This is a genomic window from Bifidobacterium tibiigranuli (genome assembly GCF_022655035.1).
Taxonomy (GTDB): domain Bacteria; phylum Actinomycetota; class Actinomycetes; order Actinomycetales; family Bifidobacteriaceae; genus Bifidobacterium; species Bifidobacterium tibiigranuli_A.
The window spans coordinates 1-23,139 of the sequence record NZ_JALCUA010000011.1 but is presented as its reverse complement, the minus strand read 5'-3'; the positions used below and the strand labels follow the sequence as shown (position 1 = coordinate 23,139).

The 23,139-nt window shown below is 61.4% G+C and carries 20 protein-coding genes and 1 pseudogene; 5 read left to right on the top strand and 16 right to left on the bottom strand.

The features are described 5' to 3' along the window. Nucleotides 1–30: 30 nt before the first annotated feature. The 3 genes from LKK40_RS09375 (at nucleotide 31) to ilvD (ending at nucleotide 4,394) form a co-directional block, all read left to right on the top strand. The gene (locus LKK40_RS09375; protein ID WP_304310354.1) at nucleotides 31–1,068 is read left to right on the top strand and encodes a D-alanine--D-alanine ligase family protein; all 1,038 of its coding nucleotides are present in this window, start codon (nucleotides 31–33) and stop codon (nucleotides 1,066–1,068) included. A gap of 110 nt (nucleotides 1,069–1,178) precedes the next feature. Further along, entirely contained in the window at nucleotides 1,179–2,444 is a 1,266-nt protein-coding gene (locus tag LKK40_RS09370) for a serpin family protein (RefSeq protein ID WP_304310353.1), read from the top strand. Between the two features lie 93 nt (nucleotides 2,445–2,537). Next, nucleotides 2,538–4,394: a dihydroxy-acid dehydratase gene (ilvD, locus tag LKK40_RS09365; protein ID WP_304310352.1), complete on the top strand. Its 1,857-nt coding sequence runs from the start codon at nucleotides 2,538–2,540 to the stop codon at nucleotides 4,392–4,394. A gap of 224 nt (nucleotides 4,395–4,618) precedes the next feature. On the opposite strand, the gene gmk is transcribed toward ilvD, so the two are convergent. From gmk to LKK40_RS09285, 16 genes and pseudogenes are all read right to left on the bottom strand, one after another. Next, the gene (gmk, locus tag LKK40_RS09360) at nucleotides 4,619–5,284 is read right to left on the bottom strand and encodes a guanylate kinase (RefSeq protein ID WP_304310351.1); all 666 of its coding nucleotides are present in this window, start codon (nucleotides 5,282–5,284) and stop codon (nucleotides 4,619–4,621) included. Continuing rightward, nucleotides 5,268–6,173 carry an orotidine-5'-phosphate decarboxylase gene (gene pyrF, locus LKK40_RS09355; protein ID WP_434735137.1) on the bottom strand — a complete coding sequence of 302 codons (906 nt, stop codon included), beginning with the start codon at nucleotides 6,171–6,173 and terminating at the stop codon, nucleotides 5,268–5,270. The genes gmk and pyrF overlap by 17 nt, the downstream gene beginning before the upstream one ends. A gap of 33 nt (nucleotides 6,174–6,206) precedes the next feature. Beyond that, nucleotides 6,207–9,584: a carbamoyl-phosphate synthase large subunit gene (carB, locus tag LKK40_RS09350; RefSeq protein WP_304310349.1), complete on the bottom strand. Its 3,378-nt coding sequence runs from the start codon at nucleotides 9,582–9,584 to the stop codon at nucleotides 6,207–6,209. Next, nucleotides 9,577–10,800 (bottom strand): glutamine-hydrolyzing carbamoyl-phosphate synthase small subunit, encoded by a 1,224-nt coding sequence (gene carA / locus LKK40_RS09345; RefSeq protein WP_304310348.1) that lies wholly within the window; start codon nucleotides 10,798–10,800, stop codon nucleotides 9,577–9,579. Before carA ends, carB begins: the two co-directional genes overlap by 8 nt. A 91-nt stretch (nucleotides 10,801–10,891) precedes the next feature. After that, nucleotides 10,892–11,623, bottom strand: coding sequence for a transcription antitermination factor NusB (nusB, locus tag LKK40_RS09340; protein ID WP_304310347.1), 732 nt, complete (start codon nucleotides 11,621–11,623; stop codon nucleotides 10,892–10,894). A 14-nt stretch (nucleotides 11,624–11,637) separates the two neighbouring features. Continuing rightward, on the bottom strand, nucleotides 11,638–12,201 hold the full coding sequence (gene efp, locus LKK40_RS09335; protein WP_152581374.1) for an elongation factor P: 564 nt from the start codon (nucleotides 12,199–12,201) through the stop codon (nucleotides 11,638–11,640). A gap of 200 nt (nucleotides 12,202–12,401) precedes the next feature. Then, complete coding sequence (tuf, locus tag LKK40_RS09330; RefSeq protein ID WP_024463698.1) at nucleotides 12,402–13,601, bottom strand: elongation factor Tu; 1,200 nt, start codon at nucleotides 13,599–13,601, stop codon at nucleotides 12,402–12,404. 172 nt (nucleotides 13,602–13,773) lie between these two features. Next, on the bottom strand, nucleotides 13,774–15,903 hold the full coding sequence (gene fusA / locus LKK40_RS09325; RefSeq protein ID WP_024463697.1) for an elongation factor G: 2,130 nt from the start codon (nucleotides 15,901–15,903) through the stop codon (nucleotides 13,774–13,776). Between the two features lie 33 nt (nucleotides 15,904–15,936). After that, the gene (gene rpsG, locus LKK40_RS09320; protein WP_024463696.1) at nucleotides 15,937–16,407 is read right to left on the bottom strand and encodes a 30S ribosomal protein S7; all 471 of its coding nucleotides are present in this window, start codon (nucleotides 16,405–16,407) and stop codon (nucleotides 15,937–15,939) included. A 5-nt stretch (nucleotides 16,408–16,412) separates the two neighbouring features. Next, entirely contained in the window at nucleotides 16,413–16,784 is a 372-nt protein-coding gene (gene rpsL / locus LKK40_RS09315; protein ID WP_024463695.1) for a 30S ribosomal protein S12, read from the bottom strand. A 516-nt stretch (nucleotides 16,785–17,300) separates the two neighbouring features. After that, the gene (locus LKK40_RS09310) at nucleotides 17,301–18,041 is read right to left on the bottom strand and encodes an ABC transporter ATP-binding protein (protein WP_024463694.1); all 741 of its coding nucleotides are present in this window, start codon (nucleotides 18,039–18,041) and stop codon (nucleotides 17,301–17,303) included. Between the two features lies 1 nt (nucleotide 18,042). Continuing rightward, nucleotides 18,043–19,143 (bottom strand): ABC transporter permease, encoded by a 1,101-nt coding sequence (locus tag LKK40_RS09305; protein ID WP_024463693.1) that lies wholly within the window; start codon nucleotides 19,141–19,143, stop codon nucleotides 18,043–18,045. After that, on the bottom strand, nucleotides 19,119–19,829 hold the full coding sequence (locus tag LKK40_RS09300) for a TetR/AcrR family transcriptional regulator (RefSeq protein ID WP_051246116.1): 711 nt from the start codon (nucleotides 19,827–19,829) through the stop codon (nucleotides 19,119–19,121). The genes LKK40_RS09305 and LKK40_RS09300 overlap by 25 nt, the downstream gene beginning before the upstream one ends. A 437-nt stretch (nucleotides 19,830–20,266) precedes the next feature. Next, the gene (locus LKK40_RS09295; protein WP_024463692.1) at nucleotides 20,267–20,521 is read right to left on the bottom strand and encodes a hypothetical protein; all 255 of its coding nucleotides are present in this window, start codon (nucleotides 20,519–20,521) and stop codon (nucleotides 20,267–20,269) included. A gap of 100 nt (nucleotides 20,522–20,621) precedes the next feature. Then, nucleotides 20,622–20,964, bottom strand: a pseudogene (locus tag LKK40_RS09290) (helix-turn-helix domain-containing protein); the annotation flags it as partial. Nucleotides 20,965–21,499: 535 nt separating this feature from the next. Continuing rightward, nucleotides 21,500–21,823, bottom strand: a complete 324-nt coding sequence (locus LKK40_RS09285; protein WP_304310346.1) for a hypothetical protein — start codon at nucleotides 21,821–21,823, stop codon at nucleotides 21,500–21,502. Nucleotides 21,824–22,120: 297 nt separating this feature from the next. Between LKK40_RS09285 and LKK40_RS09280 the strand changes: the two genes are divergently transcribed. Then, entirely contained in the window at nucleotides 22,121–22,552 is a 432-nt protein-coding gene (locus LKK40_RS09280; protein ID WP_304310345.1) for a MerR family transcriptional regulator, read from the top strand. Further along, nucleotides 22,549–23,037, top strand: coding sequence for a DMT family transporter (locus tag LKK40_RS09275; protein WP_304310344.1), 489 nt, complete (start codon nucleotides 22,549–22,551; stop codon nucleotides 23,035–23,037). Before LKK40_RS09280 ends, LKK40_RS09275 begins: the two co-directional genes overlap by 4 nt. Nucleotides 23,038–23,139 lie beyond the last annotated feature (102 nt).

Here is a 23,139-nt window from a genome sequence, read left to right as displayed (position 1 = left end):
GCAAGCCACCAAGTGAAGGAGAGAGCGCGAATGAGTGCAACCAAAGTGGGCATCCTGTTCGGCGGCATCGGCGAAGAGCACGATGTTTCGGTCAAGTCGGCATGCGAGGTGGCCAAGAGCCTCGACCCGCAGCGTTACGAGCCGTACTGGATCGGCATCAGCCGTGAGGGGGCGTGGAAGCTGTGCAAGGGGCCGGATACGGATTGGGAGCATGACTTCGTGCCGGCTTCGCTTTCGCCCGACAGAGATGTGCACGGACTGGTGGTATGGCACGGCGACGAGGCCAGTGTCATCCGGCTTGACGTAGTGCTTCCCGCGCTCCATGGAACCATGGGCGAGGATGGCACGATACAGGGCCTGCTGGAACTGTCCGGCATCCCCTATGTCGGCTGCGACGTCGAGAGCTCGGTCATCTGCATGGACAAGTCCTTAGCATATCTGGTCGCCACCGATGCGGGAATCGCGACGCCCGGCTTCCATATCGTCAGGGACGGCGACAGCCCGGACCCGCAGGCGTTGGACTATCCGGTCTTCGTCAAGCCCGCCCGCTCCGGCTCCTCCTTCGGCGTCAGCAAGGTGAGCGGGCCTGATGAGCTGCCGGACGCGCTGGCGCTCGCACGGCAGTACGACAGCAAGGTGCTCATCGAGCAGGCCATCATCGGCAAGGAGATCGGCTGCTCGGTTCTGGAGAACGAGTCAGGGCTGACGCTTGGCGAGGTCGACCATGTCGCGCTGTCCACCGGATTCCTGAGGATTCACTTGGAGAACTCGCCCGAAACCGGCTCGCAGAACTCGCAGTTCATCTCCCCCGCCGACATCCCGCAATATCAGCAGCAGATCATCAAGGATGCTGCAGTCAAGGTGTATCGCGCGCTCGGCTGCACCGGCATCGCCCGCGTGGACATGTTCCTGACCGAGGACGACAAGGCCGTGCTCAACGAGGTCAATACGCTGCCGGGGCTGACCTCCTACAGCCGCTACCCGCGGATGATGAAGGCCGCAGGGCTGACCTTCGCCGACGTCGTCGACCAGCTCATCGCGCACGCGCTGCATGTCAATCGGCGCTGAAAGGCGCTAAGCTGCGCCCCGGCGAGCATCGATAACCCGAAACCGAGATCATTACCAAAGTAAGCCAAGAGCATTGACTCACAACGATCAAAGCCGACGGGAGCACCCATATGAAGCAGCACAGGACTCAAAATACAGTTGCGGAGCATCCTCGCCGATGGAAATGGGGCGCTGCCGTCGCAGTCATTGTCGTCGTGGGCATCGCCGTAGCAGTCATCGGGGCGCAGGGCTTCCTACATCGCCGCCCGCAGGCGGTGCCGGCCACACCGAAAACCGTCAGCGCAACCAATGATTTCGCATACCGCAGCGCGACGGCATATCTGAGCGACGCCTCGCTGCTCAATAGGCAGGGCAACGCGAACTACTCGCCTGTCTCGATGTGGATGGCGCTGGCTTTGGCTTCGCACGGAGCGGATGGCAGCACCCTCGCACAGATGAATGATGTCTTAGACAATCAGGCATTGGCCGACGAGGATTATCGTTCGCTCATGTTGTCTATCAACGGGAAGCGCGCTACCGGCGAATCGGCTATGCAGATGGATAATTCGCTGTGGGCCGACAAGTCAGTCAAGCCCGGCACGGATTTCGTCAAGCTGGCGAAACGTGATTTCAACGCGCAAACCATATCCGCCGATTTCCGCGATGCGAAAACAGCGCAACGCATGTCCGACTGGATCGGCAAGCACACCAAAGGCATGCTCAGGCCCGAAATCACCATCGGGCGGGACGAGGTCATGTCCGTCATCAATACCGTCTACGCCGATGGACGCTGGGCTTCACCGTTCGAGTCCGCGCAAACCACCGATGCACGCTTTCATGGCACCACAGACGACCATATGGTAGCGATGATGCATCAGAGTCTGGAATTGGACGGAGCCGACGGCGACGGCTGGCACCGGGCGGACCTGCCCTTCGACGACGGCAGCAGACTCAAGATCCTGCTGCCAGACGCCAACCGCTTCGAAAGCATGTGTCAGGACGAATCCACGTTGCGTACAGCCTTCGAGGCACCCGCACGGTCCGCGACAACCAATCTGAGCCTGCCCAGATTCACCATCGACAGTGATTTCAATAGCGACGCGACCCTCGCTGTCCTGCGCAAGCTGGGCATGCGAGACGCCTTCAGCCGGAATGCCGCCGATTTCACCAAGCTCACCCAGAACTCCGTGCCGCTGTACATCAGCTCGGTGATTCAGGGGACTCGCATCGCGGTGAATGAGGTCGGCGCGAAAGCCGGTGCCTACACTAAAGTCGGCCTGTCAGCTACCAGCGCACCTGCCAACCCACGCGAGTTCAAGGTCGACCGCCCGTTCCTCTACGAATATGCTTCGCCGGACGGCGTGCCGCTGTTCATCGGCGTGGTGCGCAATCTATAGGACTGTGAGCGCTACCAGGCTTTGAGCGTGCAACCGTTTCACAATGCGGCCACGAACACGCAGGTGTCGTGCGTTGACATTTGAATGGGACGTATGCAAATGCGATCTGAAAAACTCATGAAGGGCCGGATGTTCGCCGGGGCCCGGGCACTCTATCGGGCGGCCGGCGTGGACGGCAAGGATTTCGGCAAGCCCATCGTGGCCATCGCCAACTCGTTCTCCGAATTCGTGCCGGGGCACGTCCACCTTAACAAGGTCGGCCGGCTGGTGTCCGAGGCGGTCAAGGCCGCCGGCGGCATCCCGCGCGAATTCAACACGATTGCCGTGGATGACGGCATCGCGATGGGCCACACCGGCATGCTCTACTCGCTGCCGAGCCGCGACCTGATCGCCGATGCGGTCGAATACTCGGTCAACGCCCACTGCGCCGACGCTCTGGTGTGCATCTCCAACTGCGACAAAATCACCCCCGGCATGCTGCTGGCCGCGATGCGGCTCAACATCCCCACGATCTTCGTCTCCGGCGGCCCGATGGAGGCCGGCACTACGACGCTCGCCGACGGCACGAAGAAAAGCACTGACCTGATCGACGTCATGTATGCCTCGGCCGATGACAACGTCTCCGACGCCGATCTGCTCTCCTATGAGACGAGCGTGTGCCCGACCTGCGGCTCGTGCGCCGGCATGTTCACGGCAAATTCGATGAACTGCCTGGTCGAGGCGCTTGGCCTCGGACTGCCCGGCAACGGCACCGTGCTGGCCTCGCACGTCTACCGCAAGCAGCTCTTTGCGCAGGCCGGCAAGATGATCGTGCAACTGAGCGACCGCTACTACCACGAGGACGACGCCTCGGTGCTGCCGCGCAACATCGCCACCAAGCACGCCTTCGAGAACGCGATGACGATGGATGTGGCCATGGGCGGCTCCACCAACACCGTGCTGCACATCCTCGCCGCAGCCCAGAGCGCCGACGTCGATTTCACGCTGGAAGACATCGAACGCATCAGCCATACCGTGCAGTGCATCTGCAAGGCCAGCCCTTCCGGCCCCTGGGAGATCTCCGACGTGCACCGCGCCGGCGGCATCAGCGGCATCTTGGGCGAGCTGGATCGCGGCGGCAAGCTGCACCGCGATGTGCATTCGATTGATTTCCCCTCGCTGGAAGACAAGCTCAACGCCTGGGACATCATGCGCCCGACCTGCACCGACGAAGCCAAGAAGCTCTTCCGCGCTGCGCCTGGGCACATCATCTCCCCCGAACCGTGGACGCATGAGACGCTGTTCGACGAGCTGGATACCGACCGCGTCAATGGCGCCATCCACGACATCGAGCACCCGGCCGTGACCGAAGGCGGCCTCGCCGTGCTGCGCGGCAACCTCGCGCCCGACGGCTGCGTGGTCAAAACCGCCGGCGTGCCCAAGGAGATCTGGAACTTCCGCGGACCGGCGCTCGTCGTCGAATCGCAGGAGGAGGCCGTGGAGGTCATCCTCAACGACACGCTCAAGCCGGGTCAGGCGCTTATCATTCGCTACGAAGGCCCCAAAGGCGGCCCGGGCATGCAGGAGATGCTCTACCCGACGTCCTTCGTCAAGGGCAAAGGCATCGGCAAGGACGTCGCGCTGATCACTGACGGCCGCTACTCCGGCGGCTCCTCAGGCTTGGCTATCGGCCATGTGGCTCCGGAAGCCGCAAGCAAGGGCCCTATCGCCCTGGTCAAGAACGACGACATCATCAAGATCGATATCCCCAATCGACGCATCGACGTCGAGCTGAGCGACGAGCAGCTTGCCCAGCGCCGTGCCGAGCTTGAGGCCGGCGAGGGCTATGTGGCGCACCGCGACCGCAAGGTCTCGCTCGCGCTCAAGGCCTATGCGGCCTTCGCCCGCTCCGCCGACAAGGGCGCGACCAGAGATCCCGAGCTGATCAACAAGCTCTCCGGTCTCGCCTGATAGCAGTCTGGCTCTGCCCCCCATGCGACTGGGGCGCAACGAAGGAGGCGGGTTGCTTCACGATGCATTCGTGAAGCAACCCGCCTCCTTGTGTGTATGGCACTCCGCATCGAAGCTCTGCCCCTTTTGTGACGCTGATTCGGGTTAACCGTCACGAAAGGGGCATTACGCGTACCTAGCCGGCATCAGCCAGCCAAACCAGCCAACGAAGCCAACTGCGGCAGCTACTGTTCTAGCCCGTATTCCTTGGCGATGATGGCCCAAAGATCTTCGGCGCATTGCTCGACGGTATTGTTGACGATGGTCACGTCGAATTCGCTTTCCGAAGCCAATTCGAGTTTCGCGGTCTCAAGACGCTTGCGCCGCTGCTCCTCGTTTTCAGTCCCCCGGCCGATCAGTCGCCGCACCAATTCGTCATAGTTCGGCGGCGCTATGAACACGTACACGACGTCAAGCCCCATGTCGGCGGCCCTGTCTTTGACGCGCCGGGCGCCTTGCAGGTCGATTTCCAGAATCGTGGGCGTGTTGGAGGCGATATGGTCGAGCACAGGCTGAAGCGGCGTGCCGTAATGCGCCATATTGTGCACAACCGCCGTTTCCAGGAACCAGCCTTGCGCTTCCTTGGCGAGGAATTCCGCTTCGTTCATGAACCAGTAGGTGCGTCCGTCGACTTCGCCAGGTCTCGGCGCGCGCGTGGTGGCGGAAACGGACACCCACACTTCGGGATGATGGGCCCGCAGCTCGGCCTCAACCGTGCCTTTGCCCACGGCGGTGGGACCGGTCAGGACGATGAGCCGGCCTGTGTGGTCAGCATGCTGGGCGCGGGACTGAGTGTAATCCTTCGTATCAGTACCGTCGGTGTTGTCGGTGTTGTCAGTCCTGGTCGTCATCGTCCTGCCCCTCCTCAGTCGCCTCCAACAGCGCCTGTCGTATATCCAGGGAGATGGATTCGGTGGCCATCGATAGCTGGGAGATGTCGGGGCCATGCGAAGCGATGAACCGCGACACGGTCACCAGCACATTGCCTTTAGTTCCTTTGAACACGGTTTTAAGGTCCTTGGCCTCGGCACCCTGCCATCCGTATCCGGGCGAGAGAATAGGACCGGAGAAGCTGGCCGGGTCCACGCCACTTTCCTTCATCCACTGTCCGATGGTCGCGCCGACGATCAGACCGACAGACCCCATGCCGGTGCAGCCCTCATTGAACTTCTGGGCGCAGCTCGCGATGCCGTAAGCCACCGTTTTGCCTTCGTATTCGCCACGCTGCCGGATGGCGGTCTGCAGGCTCGCTCCCTCCTGATTCGAAGTGAGCGATGCCACGAACACGCCGCGGCCGTTGCTGAGCGCCTCTTCGACCAGCGGGCTGATCGAACGCGCCCCATAATAGGGCAGCAAGGTGATGGCATCCGCCAGCATAGGCGAATCCTTCTTGAAATACGCGTCCGCCAGCGCCGAAATCGTCGTCGGCAGCCCACCCCGCAGGCAGTCGACGATGGTGATGATGCCCATCTGGCGTGCCGTGTACAGCACTCGTTCGAGCGCCGCGAAGCCCTTGGAACCGTAGCGCTCGAACATCGAGGTCTGGAATTTGACCGCCGCGGCCCGACCACGCGACGCCTGCAGCATGCGCATCGAGAACATCTCGGCACCATCGGCGTCCACGTTGTAGCCCCAGTTGGTAAGAATCTTGCGGTGCGGGTCGATGCCGATGCACAATGGTCCGTACTTCGCCATCGAATTGCTCAGTCGCACTCCGAAATCAGAGCGTTTCGCAAGCATCTCCGGCTGGCTGGGGCGTTCGGTCATTGGATATCACTGCCTTTCCATGGCGAAGAGCTGGCGTGCATGCTCCTGGATGCTCATGATCTGGTAATCGTCCTTTTTCACTGCCTCAATCGCCATGAGCACGGCCGAGAACTCGGTCATGGTCGTGAACTGCGGCAGGTCGGCGGCGATGGCCGCAGCACGAATCGAATAGCCGTCGGAGCGCGAGCCGCGCGAATTCGGGGTGTTGAGAATCATATCGATGGTGCCATCCTCGATGAGGTCCACGACATTCTTGCCCACGCTGCCTTCGGCGTGCTCGATAGGAGCAGGAGCATCAGCGGCCGTGTCCACGCGGGTCGAGATCTTGTCGACGATCTTCGACTCGATGCCATAGCGGCGCAGCACCGAAGCGGTGCCTTCGGTGGCCCAGATGGTGAAGCCGAATTCGATCAGGCGCACGGCCATCAGCGGCAGCTGGCGCTTGTCGGTGTCGTTGACCGACAGGAATACGTTGCCCGAGGTCGGCAGGCCACCTGCATAGGCTGCAAGCTGGCTTTTGGCGAAGGCGTGCGGGAAGTCGCGGTCGAAGCCCATGACCTCGCCGGTCGAGCGCATCTCCGGCCCGAGCAGCACATCGACGGTTTTGCCCACCGGGGTGCGGAAGCGCTTGAACGGCAGCACGGATTCCTTGACCGCCACCTGTTGGCCGGGGCGGATGATGCCGCCGTCGTCCTTGGGCAGCAGCAGCCCGTTGGCGCGCTGCTGGGCGATGCTCTCCCCCACGACGATGCGTGCGGCGGCCTTGGCAAGCGCCACGCCGGTCGCCTTGGATGCGAAGGGCACGGTGCGCGAAGCGCGCGGATTGGCCTCGATCACGTACAGCGTGTTCGCCATGAAGGCGTATTGCACGTTGATCAGCCCGCGCACGCCGCAGCCTTGCGCGATCGAGAGCGTGGCCTCGCGCAGACGACGCATCTGATCGTCGGACAGCGTGCTCGGCGGCAGCGTGCAGGCCGCGTCGCCGGAATGCACGCCGGCCTCCTCGACATGCTCCATGATGCCGCCGATGTACAGCTCGTCGCCGTCAAAGAGCGCGTCGACGTCGATTTCGATGGCGTCCTGCAGGAACTTGTCGATGAGCAGCGGCGATGGCAGCCGGCCGGACACCACCGTGTCAGCCCGAGCCTCGTCAAGTGCACGGTTGACGTATTTTTCGAGCTGCGTGTCGTCATACACGATTTCCATGCCGCGCCCGCCAAGCACATAGCTGGGCCGCACGAGCACCGGGTAGCCGATTTCATGGGCGGCGTCACGCGCCTCGTCCATGCTCAGCGCAGTGCCGTAGCGCGGCGCGTTCAAGTGCTCGCGGCGCAGGACCTCGCCAAAGAGCTCGCGGTTCTCCGCCAAGTCGATGCTTTCGGGCGAGGTGCCCAGAATCGGCACGCCAGCGGCCTTGAGACGCGCGGCCAGCGAGAGCGGGGTCTGCCCGCCGAGCTGCACGATGACGCCCTTGACCGGGCCCATCTTCTTCTCGGCCGCGTAGATCTCCATCACGTCTTCGAAGGTCAGCGGCTCGAAGTACAACCGGTCCGACATGTCGTAATCGGTCGAGACGGTCTCCGGATTGCAGTTGACCATGATGGTGTCGTAGTTCTTGCCGAGCTCCTGCACCGCGTGCACGCAGGTGTAATCGAACTCGATGCCCTGGCCGATGCGGTTCGGGCCGGAGCCCAGGATGATCACGGCTTCGCGCTTGCGCTCGCGCAGCTCGCTTTCGTCGGCGTAGCAGGAGTAGTAGTACGGCGTGAGCGCGTCGAATTCGGCGGCGCAGGTGTCGACGGTCTTGTAGACCGGTCGCAGACCGTAGTTCCAGCGCAGCTCGCGAATCGTGTTCTCGCCCTCGTCGCCAAGGTTCCTCAAGTGCGCAATCTGCAGGTCGGACAGGCCCGCCAGCTTGGCCTTCTTGAGCAGCCTGGCGTCAAGCGTCTCAGCCTCGCGCACCTGCATGGCGGTCTGGTTGATGAGCGCCAGCTGCTTCACGAACCACGGGTCGATCTTGGTCGCGTCGAAAATCTGCTGTTCGCTGGCCCCGCCCCACAGGGCGCGCTGCACCTGCAAGTAGCGGTTTTCGGTCGGCGTGGACATCTGCTCAAGCAGATCAGTGACTTCCTCGGCGCCCGGACGTTCGCCGTCCCAGCTGAAGCCGAGGTGACGCTTGTCGATGGAGCGCAGCGCCTTGCCCAGGGACTCCTGGAAGTTGCCGCCGAGCGCCATGGCCTCGCCGACGGATTTCATCGACGTGGTGAGCAGCGGATCGGCGCCCGGGAACTTCTCGAAGGCGAAGCGCGGCACCTTGGTGACCACATAGTCGATGGTCGGCTCGAAGCTGGCCGGAGTCGACTGGGTGATGTCGTTGCGGATTTCGTCAAGCGTGTAGCCCAGCGCCAGTTTGGCGGCGATCTTGGCGATCGGGAAGCCGGTGGCCTTTGAAGCCAGCGCCGACGAGCGCGAGACACGCGGGTTCATCTCGATGACGATGATGCGGCCGTTCTCCGGGTTCACGGCGAACTGGATGTTGCAGCCGCCGGTTTCCACGCCGACGCCGCGGATGATGGCAATGCCGATATCGCGCATGCGCTGGTATTCGCGGTCGGTCAGGGTGAACACGGGCGCGACGGTGATGGAGTCGCCGGTGTGCACGCCGACCGGATCGACATTCTCGATCGGGCACACGACTACGACGTTGTCGTTCTTGTCGCGCATGAGCTCGAGTTCGTATTCCTTCCAGCCTTCGATGCCCTCTTCGACGAGCACTTCGTTGGTCGGCGAATAGTGGATGCCGGCTCCCGCGATGCGGTGCAGCTCCTCGATATTGTGCGCGATGCCGGAGCCGAGTCCGCCCATGGTGAAGCTGGGGCGCACGACCACCGGATAGCCGAGCTCATCGACGATGCGATCCACCTCTTCGAGGGTGTGGGCGACATCCGAGCGGGCGGATTCGCCGCCGGCCTTGTCCACGACCTTCTTGAACTGCTCGCGGTCCTCGCCGCGGTTGATCGCCTCAAGCGAGGCACCGATCAGCTCGACGTTGTACTTCTTGAGAACGCCGGCCTCGCCTAGGGCTATGGCCGCATTCAGCGCGGTCTGGCCGCCGAGGGTCGGCAGCAGCGCATCCGGGCGCTCCTTGGCGATGATACGCTCGAGAATCGGCGTGGCAATCGGCTCGATGTAGGTGGCGTCCGCCATTTCAGGATCGGTCATGATGGTCGCTGGGTTGGAGTTGACCAGAATGACCCTGATGCCCTCCTCGCGCAGAACACGGCATGCCTGAGTTCCTGAGTAGTCGAATTCGGCGGCCTGCCCGATGACAATCGGGCCGGAGCCGATGACCATAACGGATGAGATGTCGGTGCGCTTAGGCATTGAGGAGTTCACCTTTCTTGGCGGAGGCCATGAGGTCCACGAAACGGTCGAAGAGGTAGGCGGCGTCATGCGGGCCCGCCGCCGCCTCCGGATGGTATTGCACGGAGAACGCTGGAATGTCGAGGCATTGCAGGCCTTCGACCACATCATCATTGAGATCGATATGCGAGACGAACACCCGGCCGAACTCGCCGTTTCCGTACGGCGAGGGCACCGTTTCGCCGATTGGCGCGTCGACGGCGAAGCCGTGGTTCTGCGTGGTGATCTCGACCTTGCCGGTGGTCATATCCTTGACCGGCCGGTTCGAGCCGCGATGCCCGAATTTGAGCTTGTAGGTGCCGAAGCCCAGTGCGCGGCCAAACAGCTGGTTGCCGAAGCAGATGCCGAAGAAGGGGTATCCGGCTTTCAGGACCTTGCGCAGCAGTTCGACCACCGGGTCGGACTGTTCAGGGTCTCCCGGGCCATTGGAGAAGAATACGCCGTCGGGATGCAGCGCCTCGATCTGCTCGAAGGTGACGGTCGAAGGCACGACCTGCACGCGGCAGCCGCGCTCGGCCAAACGGTGCGGGGTCATTCCCTTGATGCCCAGATCCACCGCAGCGACGGTGAAGAGCGGCTCCTTGCCTTCGAATTCTCCAGCGGGCTCGATGATGTAGCGTTCCTCGGTGCTGACCTCGTCGTACAGGCTCAGGCCTTTCATCTGCGGGGTCTGCCTGACCTGCGCGAGCAGCGAGTCGATGCTGCGCAGCGTGCCTGTCGCTGGATCTTTGAGCGTGTCGCCGGAGAAGATGCCGGCCCGCATCACGCCTGCGGAGCGCAGATGACGCACCAGTTTCCTGGTGTCGATGCGGCAGATGCCGACGATGCCCTGGGCGGCGAGATCGTCGTCAAGACTGCTCGATGCCCTCCAATTGCTCACATTGGGGCTCGGCTCGCGTACGACGTAGCCGGCGACCCAGATGCGCGAGGACTCCGGGTCCTCACTGTTCACACCAGTGTCGCCGATGTGCGGGAAGGTCTGCACGACGATCTGCCGGTCGTAGCTGGGATCGGTGAGCGTCTCCTGGTATCCGGTCATGCTGGTCGAGAAGACGATCTCGGCGCAGGTCGAGCCGACCGCGCCATACGGATCGCCGACATACACTTGCCCATCCTCAAGCACGAGCACGGCATCGGATGGCGTAAAGCTGCTGGCCACGGAATCGTTCTGGTTCACCAAAACCCCTTTTCCCTCGAATTCGTATCGGAACTCAAGATTAGTGGCCGGTTGGGACTCGCGGCCCGGCCGTTCGCCGCTGTCGGTTGCCTTATTCTGTCGTGTTGCTCACACCGGAATCCATCTGAGAGGAAGATATAGCATCCTGCGATTGCGTTGAGGTTTCCTGTGCTGCGGTTTCCTGCTCGCTGGCTTGCTGATCTGTGTTCTGCAGATCGCTGCTCTGCTGATCGCTGGCTTGCTGATCGGGCTGGCTGTCCGCTGGATTGGACGGTGCCGGTTCAGTGGACTCAGTTGCGTCAGCCGAGCCATTTGCAGCGTCCGAGCCAGTTGCCTCAGCCGAAACGGCCGTCTCGGACGACTCGTCGCTTTCGGATGCATCGGCTGCCTCTGCCTCATCGTCCTCATTGCGGACGGGATACTGCTCCTTGTCGGCGCACAGCGCGCTGAGCAGTCCATGGATGAAGGACAGGGAGTCGTCATCGCTCAATGTGCGAGCCAGACTCAGCGCCTCGTCGATGGCCACCTTGTCGGGAACCTCGTCGTTGCGCAGGATCTCCCAGGCGGCGATGCGCAGAATGTTGCGATCGACCACAGCCATGCGGCGAATCTTCCAACCGGTGGAATGCTCGTCAAGCGCCCGATCGATGGTGACGCGGTTATCAGCCACGCCGCGCACGATCTCGATGGCGTAATCAGGCAGCGGGGTCTGTGCCCCGGGCTGTGCGATGCGCTCAGCAAGAAGGGACAGGAAATCCTGTCCCTTCTCATCAGCCTCGTACAGCGTGTTCAGCGCTCTCTTGCGAGCAGTGGAACGTGCCATAAACCGGTGCCGCCTTAGTTCTCGCGGCCCAGATAGGAGCCGTCGCGCGTATCGACTTTCACTCTCTCGCCCTCGCCCACGAACAGCGGCACCTGAATCTCGGCACCAGTCTCCACAGTCGCCGGCTTCGTGCCTGCGCTCGAGCGGTTGCCCTGCACGCCAGGCTCAGTGTGCGTGATGGTGAGAATGACCGATGCCGGCAGCTCGACGCTCAGCGGCGTGCCGTCATGGAAGCTCACGATGCAGTCCGTGCCCTCGAGCATGTACTTGGCCTGATCGCCAACGAGCGTCTGAGGGATGTTGACCTGATCGTAGGTCGTCATATCCATGAACACGAAGCTGTCGCCGTCTTCATAGGAATACTGCAGCGTGCGGTTGTCTACCGTCTCGAATTCCATCTTCATGCCGGCGTTGAAGGTCTTGTCGACGATCTTGCCCGAAAGCACGTTCTTGATGGTGGTGCGCACGAAGGCCGGACCCTTGCCGGGCTTGACGTGCTGGAACTTGGTGACGGCCCACAGCTGGCCGTCCAGATTCAGAACCGAACCGTTCTTGATGTCATTGGTTGTTTGTGCCACGTAAAGTCACCTATTTTCAATCTCATGGGCAGAGTCAAAATTTGCCTCCGCTATTATGCCACAGTGCCTATACAGGTGCGATAGCGCCGCGAATATGTCTATATATGCAAGAATCCCCAAGAGCCTAAGCCCTTGGGGATTGATTCCTTGCGTTCGCTGCCTATGCAGGCAGCTTCAGCGCAGCTGCGTCAGCGGATCGCTCACTTGAGGATCTTGGTGACACGGCCCGAGCCGACGGTGCGGCCGCCTTCGCGCACGGCGAAGGTCAGGCCTTCCTCCATGGCGATGGGCTGGATGAGCTCAACGGTGAAGGTGGCGTGGTCGCCGGGCTGGACCATCTCGACGCCTTCCGGCAGCGTGATGACGCCGGTGACGTCGGTGGTGCGGAAGTAGAACTGCGGACGGTAGTTGGAGAAGAACGGCGAGTGACGGCCGCCCTCATCCTTGGTCAGCACGTAGACTTCGCCCTCGAAATTGGTGTGCGGAGTCACGGACTTCGGAGCAGCCACGACCTGGCCGCGCTCGACCTGCTCGCGGTTGATGCCGCGCAGCAGCAGACCGGTGTTGTCGCCAGCCTGAGCCTCGTCCATCTGCTTGTGGAAGGTCTCGATGGAGGTGACGGTGGTGGTCTGGGTGTCGCGGATGCCGACGATCTCGACGTTGGTGTTGATCGGCAGCTTGCCGCGCTCGACACGACCGGTCACCACGGTGCCGCGGCCGGAGATGGTGAAGACATCTTCGATCGGCATCAGGAAGGGCTTGTCGAGGTCGTGGACAGGAGTCGGGATGTAGTCGTCGACGGCGTCCATGAGATCCTTGACGGACTGGACCCACTTCTCGTGATCCGGGGCGTCGTCGTGCAGCGCACCGTAAGCGGAGGTGTGGATCACCGGGCAGTCGCGGTCGAAGCCGTTCTCCTCAAGCAGATCGCGGACCTCTTCTTCGACGAGCTCGACGAGCTCTTCATCGTCGACCATATCGCACTTGTTCAGGGCGACGAGGATCTTCGGAACGCCAACCTGACGGGCGAGCAGCACGTGCTCGCGAGTCTGGGCCATCGGGCCGTCGGTGGCGGCGACCACGAGGATCGCGCCATCCATCTGAGCGGCGCCGGTGATCATGTTCTTCACGAAGTCGGCGTGGCCGGGGCAGTCGACGTGCGCATAGTGGCGCTTCTCGGTCTGGTACTCGATGTGGGCGATGTTGATGGTGATGCCGCGCTGCTGCTCTTCGGGAGCGGCGTCGATCTGGGCGAAATCATACTCCGGGTTGACATCGGGGTACTCTTCGTGCAGCACCTTGGAGATAGCCGCAGTCAGGGTCGTCTTGCCGTGGTCAACGTGGCCGATGGTGCCGATGTTGACGTGCGGCTTGGTGCGCTCGAACTTTTGCTTTGCCATTATGTTTTGTCCTCCTGGACGTCTCGTAGTTTGCCTGTGCCCTGAGCACCAGGCACCCGCTACATTTTACTGGGTTTCTGGGTCGCTTGCCATAAACGGTGCCCGAACCCAGTCAGCGCTACAAAATCATAGTGCCGACTGGGGACAGATGCACCGTCTGCAGCATCGCGTGTCACTCGCCGCGCTGGGCCTTGATGATCTCGTCGGAGACCGCCTTGGGGACCTCCGCATACGAATCCATCTGCATGGTGAACATCGCGCGGCCCTGCGTCTTGGAACGCAGATCGCCGATGTAGCCGAACATTTCGCTCAGCGGCACCTTCGCGTCGATGACCTTGACGCCAGTGGCATCGTTCATCGACTGAATGGAGCCACGGCGGGAGTTCAGATCGCCCATGACCTCGCCCATGTACTCCTCGGGAGTACGGACCTCGACAGCCATAATCGGCTCGAGGATGACGGGCTTGGCCTTGGGGGCCGCGGTCTTGAACGCCATGGAGCCTGCGATCTTGAACGCCATCTCCGAGGAGTCGACGTCATGGATCTGGCCATCGGTAACGGTCGCCTTGACGCCTACCACGGGGAAGCCGGCGAGGATGCCGGATTCCATGGCTTCCTTCACGCCCGCATCGATCGAAGGAATGAATTCCTTGGTGATGTGGCCGCCGGTGACCTTGTTCTCGAACTCGTAGGTTTCGCCGGACTCGGTGTCCAGCGGCTCGAAGTTCATCAGGACCTTGGCGAACTGGCCGGAGCCGCCGGTCTGCTTCTTGTGGGTGTATTCCTGATTCATGACGGCCTTGCGGATCGTCTCGCGATAGGCGACCTGCGGCTTGCCGACGTTGCAGTCGACCTTGAACTCGCGGCGCATGCGGTCGACGATGATGTCGAGCTGCAGCTCGCCCATGCCGGAGATGAGGGTCTGGCTCGACTCTTCGTCGGTCTTGACCTGGAAGGTCGGATCCTCTTCAGCGAGCTTGGCCAGCGCCAGGCCCATCTTCTCCTGATCGGCCTTCGTCTTGGGCTCGACGGCCACTTCGATTACGGGATCGGGGAAGGTCATCGATTCGAGGGAGATCTGGTTCTTCTCATCGCACAGCGTATCGCCGGTAGTGACGTTCTTGAGTCCCACGAAGGTGTAGATGTTGCCAGCCTCGGCCGAATCGACCGGATTCTCCTTGTCGGCGTGCATCTGGAAGATCTTGCCGACGCGTTCCTTCTTGCCCTTGGTGGAGTCGTAGATGGAGTCGCCGGGCGTGACCCTGCCGGAGTAGACGCGCACGAACACGAGCTTGCCGTAGAACGGATGGGTCGAGATCTTGAAGACCAGCGCCGAGAAAGGATCCTCGATGACGGGCCTGCGGTCAATCTCGATGGACTCATCCTTCGGATCGAAGCCGACGATGGACGGCACGTCCTCGGGGCTCGGCAGATAGTCGACGACCGCGTCCAGCATCGGCTGCACGCCCTTGTCCTTGAATGCGGAGCCGCACAGCACCGGATACGCTTCGCGAGCGACGGTGAGCTTGCGGATGCCGGAGCGGATTTCGGCTTCGGACAGCTCGCCTTCCTCGAGATACTTCTCGAGCAGCTCTTCGTCGGATTCCGCGACCGCGTCGAGCAGCTCCGAGCGGTACTGCTCGGCCTTGGCCTGCAGATCGGCGGGGATGTCGGTGGTGTCGTAGTGTGCGCCCAGATCGCCGGAGACGTCGTTCCAGACGTACGCCTTCATGCGGATCAGATCGACGACGCCCATGAAGTCGTTCTCAGCGCCGATCGGCAGCTGGACGACGAGCGGGGTGGCGCCAAGTTTGGACTTGATGGTGTCTACGGAGTAGTAGAAGTCGGCGCCGAGCTTGTCCATCTTGTTGATGAAGCAGATGCGCGGCACGCCGTACTTATCGGCCTGACGCCACACGGTCTCGGACTGCGGCTCCACGCCTTCCTTGCCGTCGAAGACGGCGACGGCGCCATCGAGCACGCGCAGCGAACGCTCCACCTCGGCGGTGAAGTCGACGTGGCCGGGGGTGTCGATGATGTTGATCTGGTACTTCTGCTCGGGATCGTGCGACTGGCGATTCCAGAAGCAGGTGGTCGCGGCGGACTGGATGGTGATGCCGCGCTCCTGCTCCTGCGCCATGAAGTCCATGGTCGAAGCGCCGTCGTGGGTCTCGCCGATCTTGTAGTTCTTGCCCGTGTAGAACAGAATACGCTCGGTCGTCGTGGTCTTACCGGCATCGATATGAGCCATGATGCCGATGTTGCGGACCTCATTGAGGTCGTTGAGCACATCTAGTGCCATGTGTATTTCCTTACGCTTTCGCTCTTGGACGGATTACCAGCGGTAGTGGGCGAAGGCCTTGTTGGCTTCCGCCATCTTGTGGGTGTCCTCGCGACGCTTCACCGAAGCGCCCAGGCCATTGGAGGCGTCGAGGATCTCGTTGGCGAGACGCTCGGCCATGGTCTTCTCGCGACGCTTGCGGGAGAAATCAGTCAGCCAACGCAGCGACAGAGCGTTCGCGCGGACAGGCTTGACCTCGACGGGGACCTGGTAGGTCGCGCCGCCGACTCGGCGGGAGCGCACCTCAAGGCTCGGGCGGATGTTGTCCAGCGCACGCTTCAAGACGGCAACCGGCTCCTGGTCGGTCTTGTCCTTGACCTGTTCGAGGGCGGTGTAGACGATGTCCTCGGCGATGGCCTTCTTGCCGTCGAGCAGAATCTTGTTGATGAGCTGAGCCACCACGGTCGAACCGTAGATCGGATCGGGCAGCAGCTGATGCTTCTTAGCGGGTCCTTTACGTGACATATCTCTTACTTCGCCTTCTTTGCACCGTACAGGGAACGTCCCTGCTTGCGATCTTTCACACCCTGCGTATCAAGGGCGCCACGCACGATGTGGTAGCGCACACCCGGCAGATCCTTGACACGGCCGCCGCGCACGAGCACGATGGAGTGCTCCTGCAGGTTGTGGCCCTCGCCCGGGATGTAAGCGGTGACTTCGATGCCGGTGCTCAGGCGCACACGGGCGACCTTACGCAGAGCCGAGTTCGGCTTCTTCGGCGTGGTCGTATATACACGGGTGCACACGCCGCGGCGCAGCGGGCTCCCCTTCATTGCCAAAGTCTTCGACTTCTTCGGCTTTGCCTGGCGTCCTTTGCGGACGAGTTGTTCAATAGTAGGCAACTGATTCTCTCCGATTCAGATGATGTATTTCGTCTCTTGTGAAGCCGCCGCGCTGCAGCCCCATCTCGAGCGACTTCGAATCGCGAAAGATAGCCACAGTCCACCGGCCCGATGGCCCTTCATCCTTTCGCCGGCCGCATTGCTGCGCGCGATCAAACGGATGTCGGGATATCCCAATGCCCACGCCTATCACATAAGGCATGCCATTGGCACATACAAGCGTTTATCGTATCACAAGGAACAGCTGCACACAAATCCTCATATCCGACGCCAGCACATCAGCTGCGGACGAAGAAACTTATGCGCCAGTATGTGGAAAACGCCGTAGGCGACAGCTGGACCGAACGTCTGAACTGCGCGACGCAAGCTGCCAAACCACGTCACGATTCTCACGAAATTCCACAGGCATTGTTGCGGGCTGCTGCCATTTCGTGCCAACGCGTCTTGCATCTAGGCTGGGCCGCGGCAGGGACGAAGCCCTCGAACACGACAATATCAACGCAGCAACAGCGAACTTCAGCCTTCGGTCTTCGTCGAGATGCTTTCGCGGCGCATCACACCATCAGTGATGGAGTACAGCGCATCCACGTAGCGCTCCAGGCGCGTATCGTGCGTGACGACGACAATGGTCTTGTCGAGCGAGTGAGCCAGATCACGGAAGATCTCCATGACTTCGAAGGCGCGCGGGCTATCCAGTGAAGCCGTTGGCTCGTCGGCCAGCACAATTTTCGGATCGGCGTACAACGATCGGGCGATCGCCACACGTTGCCGTTGCCCACCGGAGAGGGACTCAGGGTATTTGTTCAGCAACGCATCGATCCCGAGTCGGCTGAGCACCCGGGCAAAGGTGTCCTGATCCAGATTCGGCGTGCGCTTGACTTTGCGCACGAGTTGGAACTGCTCATCGACAGTTAGGTAAGGGACGAGGCTGTAAGCCTGCAGCACGAACCCTATCGAATTGAGGCGCAGCTCTTCACGCTTTCCAGCCGAAAGCCCTTGGTACGGATGTCCGTCGATGGCAAGGGTGCCGGCAGTGGGAGGCTGCAATCCGCCGGCGATCTCCAAAAAAGTACTTTTGCCAGATCCCGATGGCCCAACAACGGCGATGAGCTGCCCGTAGCTGGCGCTGAAATCGACGTGCTGCAGCGCCTGTGTCTGATTGCCGGCACTGCCGTAGACCTTGGAGATGGCTTTCATTTCAATAGCTGTTTTGCCATGCCCGGCCGATCCAGCAACTGTCTTGAGTGTCGTATTCATATCAATTGCCTTCCATAATGGCGATGGGATCGATACGAGCGATGGTGTGTACCGAAGCCAACGAACCAATCGCCGACATAATCAACAGCAGCCCTCCTGCGGCCGCAAGCAAGGGGACGTTGAAACTCATCGGCACTGAAGGAGGAATGAATATCGCGGTGAGCGCGGTCAGGATCGCGCCGATAGCCACGCCGATGAGAGTGATGAGCAATGCCTGCGCAATGGTATTGCGGATGAGGTATCTCGTGAGGATACCTTGCATTTTGAGTACGGCGAAATTCGGTATCTTTTGCATCGTAAGGATATAAAGAAACACAGCGACAATCACCAGCGTAATGATGAACAGAAACACAAGCATAAATTGGAACGTGAGATTCTGCGCGCGATAGCCAGGAAGCTCCTGGATGAAATCGCCGATCGTCAAGCGCTCCACACCATCCGGAGTCGTTGAATGCTGCGCGTTATTGAACACGACAGCACTCGCAGCAGGCACCTCAGCCGGCGAGGCGCCGGTGAATCCATTAGAGCCGGAACCAAATTTCAGCTGGCTCCAAGCGCCCAGGGGCATATAGATCACAGGAGCTACACTCAGCTTGGCGCCGTCGGTGAATCCAACGATGGTGAACTCAGCATTGCTCGACCCGACCGTGATGGTATCGCCTAATCGATAGCCGACGTTACGCAAACCTGAATCGGCGATTACGTTATGCTCATCGAAGTCCTTGCGACCATCAGCAATGCGCAATTGCCGGTAAATGAACTCATCAGTCCGGATGCCGAGAATCTGAACGGTTGTTTTGTCCTGCCCAGAGTCTTTAGCGACAGTTGCGGCAAGCTGCCCGATGCGTGCAGCAGATCCCTCTGAGACAAGCGCCGATGTCTGTGCGGGGCTGAGCGAGGATTGGGTGAGCCCGCCGTCTGCGTCGGCGTTGAGCGCGATGGATTGCGCCTGCCAGGAATCGATGGCCTGACGGTTTGATTCGGCCAGACCGTACGCCAGTGCGGTGAGCACGAAAATGAGGTAGCTGATGAGCACGATCATAACGATGATAAGCGAGAAACGCAGCTTACTGTGCTTCATTTCCTTAAGTGCGAGGAACATGAGTCCGTCGCCTCCTTCGTATTAGCGTTTTCGACAACAGGACTCTCTGCGCAGTTCCCGGCACGGCATCGCAACCCGTCCCGCATGATTTGAAGCAGCATGGCGAAGTCAGCCATGACGTTCCCGACTGTTTTGCCTGCAAGTACATCGCGCACGCAGCAATGGCTGGCCTGCGTGAGCATGCGGACTGCGACGCAGTTCGCATCGCTGTCGCGCAGCGGTTGGCCAGCGATGATAAGCGGGTGGTCGCCGAAAAACCGTTCCACTTCGCTCCGCCCCTCCCCCATTTTTCCCCTGAGGCCGGCAGCCTCATCGTGGCCCTGGAGCTGGTCCTCATTGATCTGCCAGTGCAGCCGAAGCAGATCAGCATAAGGCGAGGAAGTCATTTGATGCACCACTGCCGAGGTGTACCGATAAAAGACGTCAAGAGTATCGTCGGGACTGTCCTGCAAAGCATCAATCAGTCCGCCGTGAATATCGCGCAACGCGATGGCAAGCGCACACCGATAGGCGTCGTCCAAATCATCGAAGTAAACATAGAAGGCGCCGCGCGCAATGCCGGCGTCACGCACGATCCTGGCCACCTGCGCCTCACATAGCGGATGGGATGAGAATTCATGCAGCAGCGCCTGTTCGATGCGCTCGCGCTTAGCCGCGCCGAGACCAAAGAACGTCTGCGTAGGCATGAGCCCCCTCCCTCTGCGATAGCGCTACGACAACCAACAGCTGTTGACACGATGTCAACTGCGAAATCACCATACGCCCTCGTTGACATGGTGTCAATCTTGCTATGCAATTCCGGCATCATTATCTATTCGCTTTCGCGGCTACGGTGTCGCAGACCCCGTGCTGGCGTTCCCCGGACCGGTCGAAACTTGCAGGCCTGACCGGAAGGCGTTGCCGTCGCGTCTGCTGTCGCATGTGCCCTTGATCCGGCGAGTGATCGTGGGTTCGCTGCAAGAACCTGCACCTGCCGGTGCAGGCCCTTCTTCGCCGTGCGGTTCAGGAACGCCTGAAGTCTGTGCGTGTGCGGCGGCGAGACCCGTCTATATGCCCCCGAACAAGGGCCCTCGCCTCTGGAAGCAGTCCGATCAAGCATCCATCTTTTCCGTTGCTGCTTTGGCTAGTGTTCGATAATCAAATTGAGTTTCTCGATTGAGGCATGAACCTGCTCAGGAGAGCCGATGTCCATGATTTCTTGGTTTGCGACGATGATGACGGTATCAACCATGCTCAGCACTTGAGGAGTGATGCGGCCATGCATGATGAGCAATCCTCCGATAATCCATACGCCGTAATGCAGAATATCCATGGCCACGGCTGTGCCATGGCGCGCGAGATCTACAGGTCGCTTCGCCACGATGGGTGCCAGTGCCATGGGAACGCATAGAACTAAGGCGCATGCTCCGAGAACTGGATTGATGAGCAGCACGGCGGCAACGGAGAACAGGAATTGCAACGATCACTAAAACTCGCCGCTCGTAGCTGCCGTTGGCGGGATTCGTGTTGCGCCGGATCTCGCGGCTGATGCTCGACGGGCTTCGACCCAGACGCCGGGCGATCGGGCGGATCGACTGGCCGGCGCGCGGATCGACTGGCCATCGTGATGCGTTCGACCTGGCTCAGATACCGCGAGCTGATGGGTCTGGGCTTACGATACCAGTCTACCGACGCGTGCTCGTTCCTTCCCGTGCTCCTGGTGCGCCCGTTGCGCCATACCTTGCCGGTGTGCTTAGATACTCCGGCCGCGCTGGCCGCCTGGGTGAAGTTCAACCCCTGGTTCAACACTTCGATATAGCGAGCGCGTTTCGCCGCGCACATCAGGCCCCTCCTGGGATAGATAATCCCCCGGTACTCGTAAAATGCGACATCCGTCCCCCCTCTCGAAAGAACAAGCGTTACAACAATCACTAAAACTCGCCCAGTCGTATCCCAGGTGAACACGTCTGGGTTGCGCGATCCCTTCACGGCCGACGGCTTCGCCACCGTCGGCGACGGGTTGGCGTGTGCGGTCGGCGCGGTACTGGGCGGTGTGGCTGCCGATGAGTGCGCGGCGGGTGGCGTGGGGCCGGTGGGCAGGCCGTAGATGCCGACCCCGGCCAGCAGCATGAGGGCGAGGGATGCGGCGATGAGCGCGTAGAGGTGGACTCGAGAACGGGAGTCAGTGGAAGTCTTCATGCCCGGAAGGTACGCACCGCGCCCCGCAGGATTGGTCTTCGAGAGGCTGATGATGCCCAGACTGCTGTGCGCGCGGCTCAGTCTGTTGCGTCTTGCAGGAGGCTCCGGGAACGAGTTCGTCGTTGTCAGCGCTGTCGATGAGGACAGCTGGCAAGAGCTAGGAGGACGGTGGGTCGGGTCAGGCTTTGTCGTGCATGGTCACGGTGTAGCCGTCGGGGTCGAGGAATGAGAAGGAGGCGGCGAGCGTGCTGAATGATTCGAGGATGAAGAGTTGATCAGCGAAGGCGATGGGTAGTCTGGTAAAGTCCTGGTCCCGGAACATGGTGGCCAGCCGTGAGGAGACGTGGTCGAGGGTGAGGCTGCCGAGCGCGAGTCCGGTCCAGTCGAATCCGGGCTGCGTGGATTTGCGCACGGTCCATGGCAGGGCGATGAGGATGAAGGGCAGAGTGGCGCGAGGACCAGGCGCCGCCGACGACGAGAGGCTGATTGCGGCGGCCGGCACTACTGCTCGATCACCTGCCAGGACCGCGCCCGGCAGACACAGTTCCGTGAGCGCTGCCAGGAGCCGACGACAGCAAAATCCGCCGGTCGCCGCCCGCAACCTGCCGCGGAGCAGGGACGGTGGCCATCCTGCTAAGAGGCTCGTCGCCGGCCCACGCCCCCGATGACGACGATCCGGAGCTGTCCTTCGATCGTCATCGCTGATGGGTCCGGTGACGATCGGCTCCGGACCGGCCGGGGTGGTGTCGACACGCGGTTTCTTGACTTGAAGTTGACTTCAAGTTCTATGTTCGATGGTATGAAGGTTGTCACGACGCGTATGTTGGGCGAGATTGACGGGGTGCCGCCCGCCTGGTTGGAGCCTCGCTGGTCGATTGGGCAAGTGGCGGCGCGCACGGGCGTGCCAGCGGACACGCTGCGCTACCACGAGCATGTTGGCGCGGTCATCCCGGCCGGTCGCACATCGGGTGGGGCCCGCCGCTATAGCGACCTCGACGCGGAACGGATCTCCTGCACCCGCTGGCTGCGTGAAGCGGGAGTGCCGATCCCTAGGATTCTCCAGTTCAACAAGCTGCGCGAACAAGGTCGGCTGGGCCGTCAGGGTCGACGTGCCCTGCTTGCCGACTACCGTGACGAGCTGATTCGACGCCGCAAACAGCTCGATGCGTCCATCACCGCGGTCGAGGGCAAGATCGCCAAGTACGACCGTCTGACAGGCAGCGAACAATGAATGCGCATGCACGCGCCTACCTGGCACTGATTGCGGCGGCCTTGTTCTGGGCCGGCAATTACGTGTTCGGTAAAGTCGCGGTCGCTGGCATGAGCCCGTTCAGCATCGTATTCCTGCGTTGGACGATCGCATTGGTTCCACTCGTCGCGATCGCCAAGGTCGTCGAGCATCCCGACTGGATGGCCGTGCTGCACCACTGGCGGTTCCTGCTCATGCAGGGACTGCTCGGTCTGTTCGCCTACAACTTCCTGCTCTACGCGGCGCTGCGCACGTCAAGCGCGTTCGCCGCCTCGCTGATCAATGCGGCCAACCCGGCGCTCATCGCTCTGACTGCCCTCATCGTGCTCCATGAGCGGGTTGGGTGGCGTGGTGGGGTCGGCATCGCCTTGGCCCTGCTGGGCGTGCTCGTCGTGCTCACGCACGGCGATCTTGCCCACCTGCTCACCACGCCGTTCAGCGCGGAGGGTGTCAGATTGTTTGTGTAAGTGGGGGTGTTTTTGATTGAAAGTTGAGACACTGATGACCATGATTGATAGACAAGAACGACAGGCGCGTGGCCGTGAGCAGGCTGAGGGCGTTGCGGCGCT

Excerpts from the sequence above, each read along its gene's own strand:
- tuf (WP_024463698.1), bottom strand. The coding sequence starts at position 13,601 with ATGGCAAAGCAAAAGTTCGAGCGCACCAAGCCGCACGTCAACATCGGC.
- LKK40_RS09300 (WP_051246116.1), bottom strand. The coding sequence starts at position 19,829 with ATGCCTACGCAGACGTTCTTTGGTCTCGGCGCGGCTAAGCGCGAGCGC.
- carB (WP_304310349.1), bottom strand. The coding sequence starts at position 9,584 with ATGCCTAAGCGCACCGACATCTCATCCGTTATGGTCATCGGCTCCGGC.
- LKK40_RS09280 (WP_304310345.1), top strand. The coding sequence starts at position 22,121 with ATGAAGGTTGTCACGACGCGTATGTTGGGCGAGATTGACGGGGTGCCG.
- pyrF (WP_434735137.1), bottom strand. The coding sequence starts at position 6,173 with ATGCTTGCGAAACGCTCTGATTTCGGAGTGCGACTGAGCAATTCGATG.
- nusB (WP_304310347.1), bottom strand. The coding sequence starts at position 11,623 with ATGGCACGTTCCACTGCTCGCAAGAGAGCGCTGAACACGCTGTACGAG.
- rpsG (WP_024463696.1), bottom strand. The coding sequence starts at position 16,407 with ATGTCACGTAAAGGACCCGCTAAGAAGCATCAGCTGCTGCCCGATCCG.
- gmk (WP_304310351.1), bottom strand. The coding sequence starts at position 5,284 with ATGACGACCAGGACTGACAACACCGACAACACCGACGGTACTGATACG.
- ilvD (WP_304310352.1), top strand. The coding sequence starts at position 2,538 with ATGCAAATGCGATCTGAAAAACTCATGAAGGGCCGGATGTTCGCCGGG.
- LKK40_RS09370 (WP_304310353.1), top strand. The coding sequence starts at position 1,179 with ATGAAGCAGCACAGGACTCAAAATACAGTTGCGGAGCATCCTCGCCGA.
- LKK40_RS09305 (WP_024463693.1), bottom strand. The coding sequence starts at position 19,143 with ATGTTCCTCGCACTTAAGGAAATGAAGCACAGTAAGCTGCGTTTCTCG.
- LKK40_RS09310 (WP_024463694.1), bottom strand. The coding sequence starts at position 18,041 with ATGAATACGACACTCAAGACAGTTGCTGGATCGGCCGGGCATGGCAAA.
- LKK40_RS09275 (WP_304310344.1), top strand. The coding sequence starts at position 22,549 with ATGAATGCGCATGCACGCGCCTACCTGGCACTGATTGCGGCGGCCTTG.
- LKK40_RS09295 (WP_024463692.1), bottom strand. The coding sequence starts at position 20,521 with ATGGCACTGGCACCCATCGTGGCGAAGCGACCTGTAGATCTCGCGCGC.
- LKK40_RS09375 (WP_304310354.1), top strand. The coding sequence starts at position 31 with ATGAGTGCAACCAAAGTGGGCATCCTGTTCGGCGGCATCGGCGAAGAG.
- fusA (WP_024463697.1), bottom strand. The coding sequence starts at position 15,903 with ATGGCACTAGATGTGCTCAACGACCTCAATGAGGTCCGCAACATCGGC.